This is a genomic window from Streptomyces sp. TG1A-8, assembly GCF_030499535.1.
Taxonomy (GTDB): Bacteria; Actinomycetota; Actinomycetes; order Streptomycetales; family Streptomycetaceae; genus Streptomyces.
Window position 1 is genome coordinate 1,849,203 of sequence record NZ_JASTLB010000001.1, and the last position, 14,267, is coordinate 1,863,469.

Sequence of the window (14,267 nt, forward strand, 5' to 3'; positions counted from 1 at the left end):
CCGCCCGATGGCAGCGATCGATCTCGGCACGTACGTGAAGGGCGTGCTCGACGGCAGGCGGGCCCTGGTGGCCCGCGCCATCACGCTCGTGGAGTCCACCCGGCCTCAGCACCGGGCGCTGGCGCAGGAGTTGCTCACCGAGCTGCTCCCGCACAGCGGCCGGGCGCGGCGGATCGGCGTGAGCGGGGTGCCGGGCGTGGGCAAGTCGACGTTCATCGACGCGTTCGGCACGCTGCTGACGTCGCGGGGCCACCGGGTGGCGGTGCTCGCCGTGGACCCGTCCTCGACCCGTACCGGCGGCTCGATCCTCGGCGACAAGACGCGCATGGAACGCCTCGCGGTGGACCCGAACGCCTTCGTCAGGCCCTCCCCCAGCGCGGGCACGCTGGGCGGGGTCGCCAAGGCCACCCGCGAGTCCATGGTCGTCATGGAGGCGGCGGGCTACGACGTGGTCCTCGTGGAGACCGTCGGCGTCGGCCAGTCGGAGACGGCGGTCGCCGACATGGTGGACTCCTTCCTGCTGCTGACCCTGGCCCGCACCGGCGACCAGCTGCAGGGCATCAAGAAGGGCGTCCTGGAACTGGCGGACGTGATCGCCGTCAACAAGGCGGACGGCCCGCACGAGCGCGACGCGCGGGCGGCGGCCCGGGAACTGGCCGGCGCGCTGCGGCTGATGCACGGCAAGGACGCGTTCTGGACCCCGCCGGTGCTGCACTGCAGCGCGCGCGAGTCGACGGGTCTGGAGACGGTCTGGGAGCGGCTGGAGCAGCACCGCGCGCTGCTCGACTCCACCGGCCGGCTCGCCGCCAAACGACGCGACCAGCAGGTCGACTGGACCTGGTCGATGGTCCGCGACGAGCTCCTGGGCCGCCTGCGCGCCCACCCCGCCGTCCGCGCGAGCGCCCCCGCCCTCGAACAGCAGGTGCGGGACGGCTCCCTGACGGCGACCCGGGCGGCGGAACACATCCTGCGGGCGTTCGAGGGGGAACCGGGTCCGGATCCGGGACCGCGGGCGTGAGCCGGCGGGTGCTTCCCCGCCGGTCCGGCGTCCGCACGGCGGACGCCGGACCGGCACGCGGGAGGGCCGCGCCGGCCGGTGGGCACAGCCCCGCACCGGCCGGCGCGGCCGGTCACCGCAGCCGCCACCGCAGCAGTACGCGAGGGGCGTGCCGGACCAGCCGGGCGGCGGCCAGGCCGATCGCGGCTCCGGCGACGACGTCGCTGGGGTAGTGGGCGCCGCTCTGCACGCGTTCGACGGCCACCGTGACGGCCGGCACCGCGCACAGGGCGCCCGCGAGCGGCCAGACGGGGGCGACCGCCGCGGTGAACGCCACCGCCGCCGCCGTGTGCCCGGACGGGAAGGACGACGAGTCGGGGCGGTCGTGGACCTCGTCGTGCGGTATCCACTCCTCGGGCGGCCGGGGCCGGTCGGCCAGCTGCTTGCAGACCCCGTTGGAGACCAGCTGCGCCACCGACAGCGCCACCAGGCCCGCCCCGGCGGCCCGCCGGCCGCGCCACCCTCCGCACCAGGCCATCGCCACGGCCGCACCGCACCACAGCTTGCTGCCCTCCGCGCACTCCTCCACCGCCGACAGCGTCCGGTGCACCCCCGGCGCGTCCCAGGCGGCCACCCGCCGGGTCAGACTCCGGTCCATTTCACGCAGCACCCTTGGGAACCTCATGACCTGCGGATATCCCGAAGATCTGGACCGCATGCCCGACGCGTGCGGGAATGCGGGCACCCCGGCGGATCCCCGCGCGGGCCCGCCGGGGGCGCAAAGGCGCGTACGGAGCGCGTCCGTGGGTATAAGCGCGACCTGCGCGCGGATTTCTGAAGGCGGTTCGGAATGGAGCCTGTTCCCCTGGACGAGGACTGTTCTCTTGCCGGGCCCGGGCCCGGGCCGCCGCACCTCGCCGCCGCGCTGGACGGCGAGGGCACACCCATCGCCGAAGCCCGTCACCTCGCGGCCGGATTCCTCGCGCGGGTGCGGACCGAGCACGCGCTCCCCGTCTCCGCGCGGGCCATGGACTTCACCCAGCTCGTGGTGAGCGAGCTGGTCACCAACGCCCGCAAGTACGCGCCCGGGCCCGTCCTGCTGGAGCTGCGGGTCACCGGTGACGTGGTCGAGGTGGCGGTGTGGGACTCCGACCCGGTGCTGCCGGTGGCCCGGGCCGCCGATCCCGGCCGGGTGGGCCAGCACGGGCTGGAGATCGTCATGGCCGTCTCCCAGTACTTCGAGGCCCGGCGGGAGCGGGTCGGCAAACGCGTCACCGCCCGCATCGCGCTCCGGGACGATCCCGGCGCCACCGGCCACCGCCCCGCCTGACGGCCCCCGCCCGGCGCCCTGCCCGGCGCTCCCGCCCGTCGTTCACGGGCGGACCGGCCCCGCCGGCGGGATCCCCCTCCCCGTCTCCCCGTACTATCGGTGATCTCATGGGGGGGAGGTGGTCATGGGCAGACAGCGTCCCGGCACGCCGACGCTGGAGGAGGTGGCCGCCCGCGCCGGAGTGGGGCGCGGCACCGTCTCGCGCGTCATCAACAACGCGGCGGGCGTGCGGGAGTCCACGCGCCGTGCCGTGCAGCGGGCCATCGCGGAACTGGGGTACGTGCCCAACCTCGCGGCCCGTTCCCTGGCCGGGCGGCGGGCCGACGCCGTCGCGCTGGTCATGACGGAACCGGACTGGCGGATGGTCGGGGAGCCCTTCTTCGCCGAGATCACCCGCTCGCTCTCCGACGCGCTGGCCGACACCGGGATGCAGCTGCTCCTGACCCTGGTCCGCTCGGACACCGAACGGCGGCGCTTCCTCGGGTACGCGCGCGGCGGCCGGGTCGACGGCGTGCTGATGACGTCCGTGCACGCCGCCGACCCGCTGCCCGACATGCTCGCCGAGGCCCGGCTGCCGACCGTCCTGCTGGGACGCCGCTCGGGCGACGAGCACGTCAGCTACGTCGACGCGGACAACGTCGGCGGTGCCCGCAGCGCCGTCTCCCACCTGCTGGCCGGAGGGCGGACGTCGATCGCCACCATCACCGGGCCGCTGGACGTGTTCGCCGCCCGGTGCCGGCTGCGCGGCTACCGCGAGGCGCTGGAACTGGCCGGCCTGCCCGCCGAGGACTCCCGCGTCGTCGAGGGCGACTTCACGGAGGAGAGCGGGCGCCGCGCCATGGCCGAGCTGCTGGAGCGGCATCCCGGGATCGACGGTGTGCTCGCCGCCTCGGACACCACGGCCGCCGGTGCGCTGGCGGCGCTGCGCGCCGCGGGACGGCGGGTACCCGACGACGTCGCCGTCATCGGCTTCGACGACTACCCGCTGGCCCAGCGCACCGAGCCGCGGCTGACCACGGTCCGCCAGCCGATGGAGGAGATCGGCCGGGCCATGGTGCGCCTGCTGCTGGAGGAGATGGAGGACCCCGCGGTCGCCTGGCGGCACGTCATCCTCCGCACCCGGCTGGTGGTGCGCGAGTCGGCCTGAGCGGGCCCCGGGGCACCCGCGCGGCGACCGGTCCGCATTCGATCTCGGGAGCGCTCCCACCCCTGACCGATTCCGGCATATGCCCCGCACTCCCCTGACCTGGTATTTCGAAATCGCTTCGACGTGACCCCGTCCAACGTCTTGTCAGGGACATGAGCTGCTCCCTACAGTCCCACCGAAACCGGTGGGATGGGAGCGCTCCCATTCGTGGGGAAGTGGGAGCGCTCCCGCACCTCCCTCCGCTCTTCCAGGAAGGACCCGCATGCGACCGTTACAGCACCATGCACGCAGCACGCGCGGCCTGTTCGGCGCGCTGCTCACCGTTCTCGCCGCGCTCGCGGCGCTCCTGGCCACGGGCTCGGGGGCGCAGGCGGACACCGCGATCTGCGAGCCGTTCGGGTCGACGACGATCCAGGGCCGTTACGTCGTCCAGAACAACCGTTGGGGCACCAGCGAGGCCCAGTGCATCGCCGCCACGGACTCGGGCTTCCGGATCACCCAGGCCGACGGCTCGGTGCCCACCAACGGCGCCCCGAAGTCCTACCCGTCCGTCTACAACGGCTGCCACTACACCAACTGCTCGCCGGGCACCAGGCTCCCGGCACAGCTGAGCACCATCTCCAGCGCCCCGACCAGCATCAGCTACACCTACGTCAGCGGCGCGGTCTACGACGCCGCCTACGACATCTGGCTGGACCCGACGCCCCGCACCGACGGGGTGAACCGCACCGAGATCATGGTCTGGTTCAACCACGTGGGGTCCATCCAGCCGGTGGGCTCGCAGGTCGGCACCGCCACCGTGGCCGGGCGCCAGTGGCAGCTGTGGTCCGGCAACAACGGCTCCAACGACGTGCTGTCCTTCGTCGCCCCCTCGGCGATCACCAGCTGGAACTTCGACGTCATGGACTTCGTCCGGCAGACCGTCTCGCGGGGACTGGCGCAGAACAACTGGTACCTGACGAGCGTCCAGGCCGGTTTCGAGCCCTGGCAGAACGGCGCGGGGCTCGCGGTGACCTCGTTCTCCTCGACGGTCAACACCGGCGGCAGCACCCCGGGCGACCCCGGCGGCTCCGCGGCGTGCAGGGTGACGTACGCGACGAACGTCTGGCAGGGGGGCTTCACCGCCGACGTCACCGTCGCCAACACCGGCTCCGCCGCCGTCAGCGGCTGGAAGCTCGGGTTCACCCTGCCCGCCGGGCAGCAGATCACCAGCGCCTGGAACGCCGCCGTCTCCCCGTCCTCGGGAGCGGTCACGGTGAGCGGCCAGACGCACAACGCGCAGATCGCGGCCGGCGGCCAGGTGACCTTCGGGTTCCAGGGCACCTACAGCGGCACCTTCGCCAAGCCCGCCGGCTTCAACCTCAACGGCACCGCCTGCACGACCGCGTAGGGCACCCGGTGCGGCGGCGGGCGGCCGGCGGTCCGGCCACCCGCCGCCGCCCGCGCGCCGCACCCTCCCGTTCCGGGGCCCGCCCGTCCTCCTGCCACGCCGGCCGGACGGGCCCCGGCTCCCCGTACGGCGCCGCACCCAGCCTGGGACCACCCCCGGAAAGGCCCACCCGCATGAGCCTCCTGCCCGCCCGCCGCCCGGCGCTCGCCGCGGCCCTGTGCGCCGCGGCCCTGACCCCCACCGGGCCGGCCGCCGCCGCGCCGGAGCCCGCGGTCGCCCCACCGGCCGCGGTCCCGCCCTACCAGGACGCCTCCCTCACCGCCGGCGTCGGTTCGGCCGCGCACCGGTCCCTGGCCCGGGAGGCGGTGCGCGCCTCGCGGGTGCTGCTGGACAACGACGGCGGGATCCTGCCGCTCGCCAAGTCGGCCCGGCTGTTCGTCGCCGGCAGGTCCGCCGACGACATCGGCAACCGGAGCGGGGGCTGGACCGTGGGCCGGCAGGGCCGCGGACCGGGCTCGCCGGTCCACCCGTGCCGGGCACACCCGCGCACGGCCCGTACGTCCCCGCCCGCCCGGGTGGCGCCCTCCCCGGCGGGCGGGGTCCCCAAGTCCTGAAAGTCACCGGAAAGGGAAGGAGAGCAACACATGGCTCGACGCAGTGCCTACGTGTCAGCGGCAACGGCTTTGGCCACGCTGCTGGCCGCGCTCGGCCTGGTCCTCGCGGGCCAGGGCAGCGCGCAGGCCCACGGGGTGGCGATGCTGCCCGGATCCCGCACCTACCTGTGTTACCTGGACGCCCGCACGGCCACCGGCGGGCTCGACCCCACCAACCCCGCATGCCGGGACGCGCTGGCCAAGAGCGGTGCGAGCGCGCTCTACAACTGGTTCGCCGTCCTCGACTCCAACGCGGGCGGACGGGGGGCCGGCTACGTCCCGGACGGCACCCTGTGCAGTGCCGGGGACCGGTCGCCGTACGACTTCAAGGGCTACAACGCGGCCCGTGCGGACTGGCCGCGCACCCATCTGACCAGCGGGGCGACGATCCAGGCCCAGTACAGCAACTGGGCGGCGCACCCGGGTGACTTCCGGGTCTACCTCACCAAGCCCGGCTGGTCGCCCTCCTCCGCGCTGGGCTGGGGCGACCTCGACCTGATCCAGACGGTCACCAACCCGCCGCAGCAGGGTTCGCCCGGCACCGACGGGGGCCACTACTACTGGGACCTGAAGCTCCCCTCCGGCCGCTCCGGCAACGCCCTGGTCTTCATCCAGTGGGTCCGTTCCGACAGCCAGGAGAACTTCTTCTCCTGCTCCGACGTCGTCTTCGACGGCGGTCACGGCGAGGTGACCGGCATCCGCGACTCCGGCGGCACCCCGACCCCGACGCCCACGCCGACGGATCCGCAGACCGGTTCCTGCATGGCCACGTACACCGTGCAGAGCTCCTGGAACGGGGGCTTCCAGGCCTCCGTCGAGGTCATGAACCACGGTACCGCGCCGCTCAACGGCTGGTCCGTGGCCTGGAAGCCCGGGGCGGGCACCAAGGTCAGCAGTGTGTGGAACGGTTCGCTGTCCACCGCCGCCGACGGCACGGTCAGCGTCCGCAGCCTGGACTACAACCGCGCCGTACCCGCCGACGGCAGCGTCACCTTCGGCTTCACCGCCACCTCGACCGGCAACGACCTCCCCGCCGGCTCGATCGGCTGCGCCTCGCCGTAGCCCCACCCGCCGCGGTCGCGCACCGGCCCGCCCCCGGCGCACCGCCGGGGGCGGGCCCGGGACGGCTGCCGCGGGGGGCGGGCGCCGCCGCGGGGTCCGCCGGCCGGTGCGCGCGCCCCGACCGGGGTTCCCGGCTAGGGTGCCGCTCCGCGGCGCCGGAGAGGCATGATGGCAGGAGCAGGGCCGTCGTCCTGCCTCTCCCGAGCGGGCCGGCCGGTCCCGCCGGAGACGTCCCACCGGACCGATCCCGGTGGCCCCCAACGGCACACAGCACGCCGAGACGCGGGCCCGGCGCCCGGAAGGACGCAGTGACCATGACCCACCGATCCCCCGCCCTGCCCGACGTGACCTCGCTGCTGCTGAGCACCGAGTCCGTCGAGCAGTTCCTGCAGGGCCTCGCGGAGAGCGCCCTGGTGCTGGCCCCCGCCGCCGTGGGCGCGGGCATCACCCTGGAACGGGAGCACCGGCCGCTGACCGTGGTCAGCACCGGTCCGCTCGCCTCCGACCTGGACGAGGCGCAGTACGGGCAGGACGACGGGCCCTGTCTCCAGGCGCTGCGCACGGGCGAGGAGATCCTCGTGGCGGACATGCTGGACGAGCGGCGGTGGGGTCCCTACCCGGCGTACGCGATGGCCTGCGGCACCCGCTCCTCCCTCTCCCTGCCGATCGCCGCCCACACCCACACCGCCGGCGCGCTCAACCTGTACGCGCCCAAGGCGTCCGACTTCTCCGACGCCGACCTCAGCGCCCTGCGGGCGCTGGCCGCGCAGGCCACGGGGGTGATCGCGATCGCGCAGCGCATCGCCGACGCCCAGCAGTTCGCCAAGGACCTGCAGGCCGCCATGGAGTCCCGCACCCTCATCGACCAGGCGATCGGCGTGATCATGGGCCGTCGGCGGTGCACCGCCGACGAGGCGTTCGGCCTGCTGCGCACCGCGTCCCAGCACCGCAACGTCAAACTGCGGGACCTGTGCCGGGAGCTGGTCACCAGTGTCGGCGGAGGTCCGCCGTCGGACGGGGGCGCCCTGCGGCCCCGGCCCTGACGGCCTCGTTTCCGGTCCGGGCCGGCGGGCACCCGGAGCACCGTGAACCCCGGCAGCCCCCCGCTCACCGACAGTTCCCTCGCGGTCCTCGCCCAGGGGTACGCCTGGCTGCCCGGGCGCTGGCGCCGCACCGCGGGCCCGCTGGTGCGCACCCGGGTCATGGGGCGGCACGCGGTCGCCCTGCGCGGGCCGGACGCGGTGCGGTTCTTCTACGACGAACGGCACGTGCAGCGCCGGACGGCGGTCCCCGGGCCGGTGCGGAGCACCCTGTTCGGGCACGGCGCCGTGCACACCCTGGACGGGCCCGGCCACCGCGTGCGCAAGGAGATGTTCCTGAACCTGCTCACCGGCCCGGCGGCGGTGGGCGCGCTGGTGGACCACGTCACCGCCGTGTGGGACGAGGCCGCCAGGACGTGGGCCGGCCGTGCGTCGGTCGTGCTGTTCGACGAGGCGAGCCGGGTACTCACCCGGGGTGTGTGCCGGTGGGCCGGCATCCCCCTCGACGACGCCGGGTCCAGGGCCCGTGACCTGGTCGCCATGGTCGACGGCTTCGCGACGCCGGGGCCGCGCCACTGGCGCGCCCGCCGCGCGCGGACCCGCAGCGAGGCGTGGCTGGGACGGCTGGTCGAGGACGTGCGGGAGGGAACGGCCGCCGCGCCGGCCGGGTCGGCGCTGGACGTGGTGGCCCGGCACCGGGACGCCGACGGCCGACTGCTCGATCCGCACACCGCCGCGGTCGAACTGCTCAACGTCGTGAGGCCCACCGTCGCGGTGTGCTGGCTGGTCGCCCACTGCGGCCACGCGCTGCGCTTCAGGCCCGGCGTCCGGGAGCGGCTGCGCGAGGACGACCCCGCGTACGCCGTGGCGTTCGCGCACGAGGTGCGCCGGTTCTACCCCTTCGCCCCGTTCATCGGCGGCCGGGCCGTCACCGATCTCCAGTGGCGGGGGGAGCCGATTCCGGCCGGCACGCTGGTCCTGCTCGACCTGTACGGGCAGAACCACGACCCCGGTCTCTGGGACGACCCGTACGCCTTCGAACCGGGACGCTTCCTGGCCCGGCCGCCGCAACGCGACGACCTCGTCCCGCAGGGCGGCGGCGACCGGACCGCCAACCACCGCTGCCCCGGCGAGGACGTCACCGTCGCCCTGCTGACCGCCCTCGGGCCACGGCTGGCCCGGCTGGAGTACGGCGTGCCCGGACAGGACCTGAGGATCCCGCTGAACCGTGTACCGGCCCGCGCGCGCAGCGGCTTCGTCATGGAGGCCGTCCGCGTGCCCGCACCGCTGGAGGAGCGTGTCCGATGATCACCGGTGACCACGTACGGGAACTGCTCGGCCATGACGCGGAGGACGCCGTGCTGGTGCTGCTCGGCGGGCAGGTGGAGGTGGTCCGCTCCGCCGAGCTGGACTCGGGGCGCTGCCGGGGCGCGATGACGGTCGTCTCCCGCCGCGACCTGCTGGCACGCCTGGACGCCGACCGGTCGGAGCCCGACCCCGAGGCACTGGCGGCGGCCCTCGACGCGACGGTGAGGTACCAGGGGGGCTGAACAGCCGCGCGTTTCCGCCGCCCGTGCGGGGGCACCCACCGCCCGTGGCGGCGTACGAGGCGAAGCGCCCGGCGCGCTCCGGCGCGCCGGGCGGGAACGTGCGGACGAGCCGGTTCCCCGGCCGCGGCCCGCGGCGCGCGCGGCTGCGTTTCGACGGCTGGATCGCCGGCCTGGGCACCACCTCGGGGACGCGCGTCGTGGTGGGCCACTGGCCCCGGTCGCCGTTCGGTCCGTTCAGCGACGTGATGGTCGAACGCACCGGCGGCGAACGGCTGCTGCTGGCACCGACCCGGCAGACGGCGGACTTCGTCAGCAGCACCTACGCGTTCGACACGGTGCGCGTCGTCCCGGTCGAGGTGGACGTCACCGGCGCCACCTGGACCGTCACCGCCGGTCCCCTCGCCCTGCGCTTCACCACCGGCCGGCGGCGGTCGTGGGGGTTCCTGCTGCGCGCGGTCCCCGGCGCGCTCGCCCGCCGCCCGGCGTGGAGCGCGCTGACGGACCGGCCCGCCCGCCTGCTGATGCCCGGTGTGCGGACCCGGGGCAGCGCCGGTGCGGGCCGCCGCGAATGGTACGGCGCCCGGGACCTTTGGACGATCCGCACGGTGTCGGCGGTCCTCGAGGGCAGCGACCTCGGTCCCCTGGCGCCCGTGGAACCGCCGGTGCGCTTCGGGTTCGCCTCGGCCCCGCGCCGTCCCGGCCTCACCCGGATCACCACGACGGTGGAGCTGGGCGCGGAGTGAGCGGGTCCGGCCCGGGTACCCGGCCGCTGCCGTACCGCAGACGGCACGACGTTCGCACCGTGGAGAGCGCTGATGAGCGAGCAGACCCCGTCCCGGGCCGAGGGGGAGGACCGGGACACCACCGCCGCCGGCGACGAGCCGGACACCTCCGGTCACCGCGACGTGTCCCCGCCGACCCCTTCGCAGGGGGAGGGCGAGGGCCCGCGGGACGACGACCGGAACGAGGAGTGGGAGGCCGGGTGGTCCGGGCCGTGAGCGCCGCCGTACCGGCACCGGACGAGGCCGCGGCCGCCGGCGGCGGGCGCACGCGTCCGGCCGCCTCCTGGCCGCTCACCGCGGTCGAGGCCGGTTTCCGGCTGCTGGCCCGGCTGCGCGGGGCCCCGGCGCTGCACCCCACCGGGCTGACGTGTTCGGCCGACCTGGAGGTCGTGGACGACGGGGCCGGGCCGTGGGGGGTTCCGTGGCTGGACGCGCCCGGGCGCCACGCCGCCACGGTCCGGCTCTCGCGGGCGGCCGGGCTGCCCCGGCGGCTGCCCGACGGGCTGGGCCTGGCCGTGCGGGTGCCGGACGCCGACGGCCCCGGCCGCACCCTGGACCTGCTGCTGACCAGCAGCGGCCGGGGCCGGATCACCCGCCGGGTACCGCTCCCGCGCGCCGACGTGCTGCGCGGCCCCTACTCCAGCCTGCTGTCCTACCGGATCGGCGGCCGCCCGCGCGTGCTGGCCGCCTTCCCCCGCCCGGCCCGGCGGGCGCCGGTGCACGGTGACCCGGCCGGTCTGGTCGCCGCCCTGGCCACCGGACCGCTGGTCTACGACCTGCGCGCGGAGGCCGCCGACCGGTCCTGGCGCACGTTCGCCGTGCTCACGGTGCGAAGCGTCCTGCCCGTGGGGAGCGAGCGGAGCCTGGACTTCGACGTCTACCGGCACGGCGTCCGGGGCTTCGCCCCGGGCAGCGCCCTGGCCGCGACCCGCCGCGCCGCCTACCGGGGGTCACGGCGGGGCCGCCGGGAGCGGCCCCGCCGCAACGGCTGATCCCGGCGGCTCACCGGCCGTGGGCGCTCGCGCGCGGCAGGGGGCCGACGCCGGCCCGGCGTCCGGCGCGCAGGGCGGCGTGGCGCTGCCCGGGGCCGGGGCCGCCGCGAGCCGCGAGGGCGTCGCAGACGGCGCCGGCGACGAAGGCGTAGACGGCCTTGTGCAGTACGTCCACGACGAGTTCCCGGCGCGGCCAGGTGGAGGGCGGGGCGCCGACGCCGGTGGCGTTCTCCAGGATCTGGTCGCTGGTGATGCGGACAACGGTGAACTGGGCGGAGGCGAGCGGCCCGCGCAGCCCGGCCTGGGCCATGACCGAACGCAGCACGCCGAGGAGGGCGGCCTGCCCGTAGTGCATGGCCCGGTTGACCGGCGGCGGCTGTGTGCCGGGGCGCTCGGGCAGGCCGGTCAGGCGCTGCAGGACGCGGGCGGGCACGTACGAGTCCGGCCGGCCGGTGAGGGCCTGCTCGGCCTTCTCCGCGAGGGTCATCGCGACGCCTCCGGCGGCACCGGCGAGGAGTCCCTGCCGCAGTGCGCGTGTGATCATGTCCGGGCGGCCTCCGCTCCCGTCCCGTCCCTGCGGACCTCGCCGTCCCGCAGGCGCAGGCGCACCTCGACGTGGCCGCCGTCCACGATCCGGGTGTCGAAGGCGGGCTGGGGCGCGGTGGCGGGGCCGCGGACGTTCCAGCCGTCCGAGAGCCGGAAGACGCTGCCGTGCCAGGGACACTGGACGCACCCGTCGGCGACGGTGCCCTCGGCCAGCGGTCCGGCGAGGTGGCTGCACCGCTCGGCCAGGGCGTGGATCGTGCCGCCGCTCTCGCGCACCACCAGGACCGGCACGTCGTCCACGCTGCGGCGCACGGGACGGCCGGCGGGGAACTCGTCCACGGTGCCGATCCGGTGCCAGCCCTGGGTGACGACGTGCGGGACCTCTTCGGCGTGGTTGGCGCCGGAGGCCTGCCGGTAGGCCATGTGGCCGCCCAGGAAGCCGCCCAGTCCGACCGCGGTGAGTCCCAGGAAGCCGTAGGTGCGGCCGGCCGCGGTACGGCCCTTGATCCGGCAGGCGAGCGAGGCCGAGTACAGGCCGACGGCCGCCGTGTTGGCGAGGGCGTGCACGAGGCCGACGCGCATCTGCTGCCGGTGCAGTTCCGCCCAGTCGACGGCGCCCGTCAGCGCGGCCGGCACGGCGGCCGCCAGTCCGACGCCCACCAGCAGGCCGGCCTCGCGGGAACGGCCGGGGCGCAGGTCCAGCACCGCGGCCGACAGCCAGCTGCCGATCGGCAGCTGCACCATCAGCGGGTGCACCGGATGCCCGATCCACCTGCCGTGCAGCAGGTCCCGGCCGCGCCCCAGCGGCAGGGCCCGCACCCCGCTGCGCAGCGCCTCGATCACCTTGTCGGCCCGGGGCTCCCGCTCCAAGCGGTCCAGCAGCCGCAGGGCCCTGCTCTGCCGCATCCGGCGGCGTGGCGTAGTGGTCATGGTCGGCGGGTTTCCCTCCGCGCGGTCAGCAAACAAGGCGGCGTTAGGATGGATTTCGGTTCAATTGCCGCTTATGGGTACTCGACAGTTCCAGGATCGTCACCATCCCGAAGGTGAGGACAATGGCAACTTCTCCCAGGCCGTCCATGGAAACGCATCCGGATATCGTCGACATGCGGCACCGCCACGAGATGGCCGAGCACGCCACGAGCACCCCCAGGGGCCAGGCCGTCGAGACCCTGGCCCTGCTCACCGGTCTGTACCTCGCGGCATCCCCCTGGATCGCGGGGTTCAACAACCTGTCGACCCTGACGGTCACCAACCTGCTCACCGGCCTCGCCTACGCGCTGCTGATGAGCGGCGGCTTCGGCCGGGCCTACGAACGGACCCACGGCATGGCGTGGGCGGCCTGCGCCCTGGGCCTGTGGACCATCGTGGCCCCCTGGGTGATCGCGGGTGACGTCAGTACGACCAGGACGATCGTGAACAACGTGATCACCGGGGCGCTGGCCCTCCTGCTGGCCCTGGCCGCCAGCGCGGCCGCGCGGGCGGAGTCGTCCTCCGGGCGGCGGGACATGTCGGCGTCCTACGGAGCGGGGCGCAGCTGAGCGCACGGCCTCCGGGTCCCTCGCCCCAGTGGGCCCCGCCGACCGGGGTCCACCGGGTCCGGGCACCGCCGTGCCGGCGCTCAGGGCATGCCGCCGGTCTCGACGAGCAGGGCGATGACGGCGGCGAGGCCGCCCTCGGCCAGCGCCTGGCGCTGCCGGTCGGCGCCCGTGCCCTGCTGCAGCAGGCGGTGGACGAGCGAGGTCACCTCACGGGTGTCGCCGGCCGCGTCGAGCGCGGGGCCGACGTGCTCCAGCAGCCCGTACACCGCGTCCCCGGCCCGGCGGCGTTCCCCTCCCGGCAGAATCAGCTCACCGCTCAGTCCGTAGCGGGCGGCCTGCCACATCGCCACGTCGATCAGCTCCGCAGGGATGTCGGGAGCCTTGCGGCCGGCCGCCGCCTCGCCGACGGCGGTGTCCACCAGGGCGCGCACCAGTCCGGCGAACATCACCGCCTCGTCGGTCCGCAGCTGGACGTCCAGGCAGCGGACCTCGACCGTGGGGTAGGTCTCGGACAGGCGCGCCTGCCAGTACAGCTGGCCGGTGTCGCTGATCACCTTGGTCGACAGCAGCCGCCGTACCCGGACGTCGTAGTCCGCCTCGTCGGCGAAGCACGGCGGGACGCCGCTGACCGGCCAGCGGCCGAACACCACGGTGCGCCAGCTGGCGAAGCCCGTGTCGTGGCCCTCCCAGAACGGGGAGTTCGCCCCCATGGCGGTCAGCACGGGCAGCCAGACCCGGATCCGGTTGAGCACCTGCACCGCCGCCCTGCGGCCGGGCACGGCGACGTGGACGTGCATGCCGTCGACCATCTGCTCGGCCACCAGCTGCGGTGCCTGCTGCTGCATGACCCGGTAGCGGGCCTGGTCGGTGACGGGCACCGGCAGGGCCTGGCGCAGCGGGGGCGTGCCGCTGGCGATGATGCGGCAGCCGTGCGTCTCCGCCGCCCCGGCCACGGCGTGCCGCAGCCGCAGCAGGTGACCGCCGACCTCCTCCAGCGAGCCGCACACCGGGGTGGCCACCTCCACCTGTGCCTGCAGCAGCTCCGACTGGATCTCCCGGGCGGTGACGAACGGCTCCAGGCCGGCCGCGGCCCGGACCTTCTCCGCGCGCGCCACGAGCCGGCCCGTGACCGGCTCCACCAGCATGTACTCCTCTTCGACACCGACGGTCGTCATCGCAGACCTCCCGCTTTCGGCGGCGCACCGCCTCGGAAGGAGCGGGCGCGCCCCGGGCCGGCCGC

17 protein-coding genes are annotated in these 14,267 nt (G+C 75.3%); 13 read left to right on the forward strand and 4 right to left on the reverse strand.

Annotation, left to right across the window (positions count from 1 at the left end; genetic code table 11):
• Nucleotides 1-7: 7 nt before the first annotated feature.
• Nucleotides 8-1,018, forward strand: a complete 1,011-nt coding sequence (meaB, locus tag QQY24_RS07565; RefSeq protein WP_301971907.1) for a methylmalonyl Co-A mutase-associated GTPase MeaB — start codon at nt 8-10, stop codon at nt 1,016-1,018.
• A 112-nt stretch (nt 1,019-1,130) separates the two neighbouring features.
• On the opposite strand, the gene QQY24_RS07570 is transcribed toward meaB, so the two are convergent.
• Entirely contained in the window at nt 1,131-1,655 is a 525-nt protein-coding gene (locus tag QQY24_RS07570; RefSeq protein ID WP_301971908.1) for a phosphatase PAP2 family protein, read from the reverse strand.
• A gap of 192 nt (nt 1,656-1,847) precedes the next feature.
• On the opposite strand from QQY24_RS07570, the gene QQY24_RS07575 reads away from it, so the two are divergent.
• From QQY24_RS07575 to QQY24_RS07625, 11 genes are all read left to right on the forward strand, one after another.
• Complete coding sequence (locus QQY24_RS07575) at nt 1,848-2,327, forward strand: ATP-binding protein (RefSeq protein WP_301971909.1); 480 nt, start codon at nt 1,848-1,850, stop codon at nt 2,325-2,327.
• A gap of 124 nt (nt 2,328-2,451) precedes the next feature.
• A complete protein-coding gene (locus QQY24_RS07580) occupies nt 2,452-3,474 on the forward strand; it encodes a LacI family DNA-binding transcriptional regulator (protein ID WP_301971910.1) in 1,023 nt (340 codons plus the stop codon).
• 262 nt (nt 3,475-3,736) lie between these two features.
• Entirely contained in the window at nt 3,737-4,864 is a 1,128-nt protein-coding gene (locus QQY24_RS07585) for a cellulose binding domain-containing protein (RefSeq protein ID WP_301971911.1), read from the forward strand.
• Between the two features lie 173 nt (nt 4,865-5,037).
• Entirely contained in the window at nt 5,038-5,478 is a 441-nt protein-coding gene (locus QQY24_RS07590) for a hypothetical protein (protein ID WP_301976421.1), read from the forward strand.
• 30 nt (nt 5,479-5,508) lie between these two features.
• The gene (locus QQY24_RS07595; protein WP_301971912.1) at nt 5,509-6,579 is read left to right on the forward strand and encodes a lytic polysaccharide monooxygenase; all 1,071 of its coding nucleotides are present in this window, start codon (nt 5,509-5,511) and stop codon (nt 6,577-6,579) included.
• Between the two features lie 314 nt (nt 6,580-6,893).
• Nucleotides 6,894-7,622 carry a GAF and ANTAR domain-containing protein gene (locus QQY24_RS07600; RefSeq protein ID WP_301971913.1) on the forward strand — a complete coding sequence of 243 codons (729 nt, stop codon included), beginning with the start codon at nt 6,894-6,896 and terminating at the stop codon, nt 7,620-7,622.
• Nucleotides 7,623-7,664: 42 nt separating this feature from the next.
• The gene (locus tag QQY24_RS07605; protein WP_301971914.1) at nt 7,665-8,927 is read left to right on the forward strand and encodes a cytochrome P450; all 1,263 of its coding nucleotides are present in this window, start codon (nt 7,665-7,667) and stop codon (nt 8,925-8,927) included.
• Nucleotides 8,924-9,169: a hypothetical protein gene (locus tag QQY24_RS07610; RefSeq protein WP_301971915.1), complete on the forward strand. Its 246-nt coding sequence runs from the start codon at nt 8,924-8,926 to the stop codon at nt 9,167-9,169. The genes QQY24_RS07605 and QQY24_RS07610 overlap by 4 nt, the downstream gene beginning before the upstream one ends.
• Before the next feature lie 98 nt (nt 9,170-9,267).
• Entirely contained in the window at nt 9,268-9,912 is a 645-nt protein-coding gene (locus tag QQY24_RS07615; protein ID WP_301976169.1) for a hypothetical protein, read from the forward strand.
• Nucleotides 9,913-9,984: 72 nt separating this feature from the next.
• Nucleotides 9,985-10,167, forward strand: coding sequence for a hypothetical protein (locus QQY24_RS07620; protein WP_301971916.1), 183 nt, complete (start codon nt 9,985-9,987; stop codon nt 10,165-10,167).
• A complete protein-coding gene (locus QQY24_RS07625; RefSeq protein WP_301971917.1) occupies nt 10,164-10,943 on the forward strand; it encodes a phosphodiesterase in 780 nt (259 codons plus the stop codon). Before QQY24_RS07620 ends, QQY24_RS07625 begins: the two co-directional genes overlap by 4 nt.
• A 10-nt stretch (nt 10,944-10,953) precedes the next feature.
• Here QQY24_RS07625 and QQY24_RS07630 read toward each other — a convergent pair whose 3' ends face one another.
• Nucleotides 10,954-11,487 (reverse strand): hypothetical protein, encoded by a 534-nt coding sequence (locus QQY24_RS07630; protein WP_301971918.1) that lies wholly within the window; start codon nt 11,485-11,487, stop codon nt 10,954-10,956.
• Nucleotides 11,484-12,395 carry a Rieske 2Fe-2S domain-containing protein gene (locus tag QQY24_RS07635; protein WP_301976170.1) on the reverse strand — a complete coding sequence of 304 codons (912 nt, stop codon included), beginning with the start codon at nt 12,393-12,395 and terminating at the stop codon, nt 11,484-11,486. Before QQY24_RS07635 ends, QQY24_RS07630 begins: the two co-directional genes overlap by 4 nt.
• A 170-nt stretch (nt 12,396-12,565) precedes the next feature.
• On the opposite strand from QQY24_RS07635, the gene QQY24_RS07640 reads away from it, so the two are divergent.
• Entirely contained in the window at nt 12,566-13,027 is a 462-nt protein-coding gene (locus QQY24_RS07640; RefSeq protein WP_301976171.1) for an SPW repeat protein, read from the forward strand.
• 80 nt (nt 13,028-13,107) lie between these two features.
• Here the strand turns inward: QQY24_RS07640 and QQY24_RS07645 are convergent, their stop codons facing one another.
• Nucleotides 13,108-14,202, reverse strand: a complete 1,095-nt coding sequence (locus tag QQY24_RS07645) for a glutamate--cysteine ligase (RefSeq protein ID WP_301971919.1) — start codon at nt 14,200-14,202, stop codon at nt 13,108-13,110.
• Nucleotides 14,203-14,267: the final 65 nt, after the last annotated feature.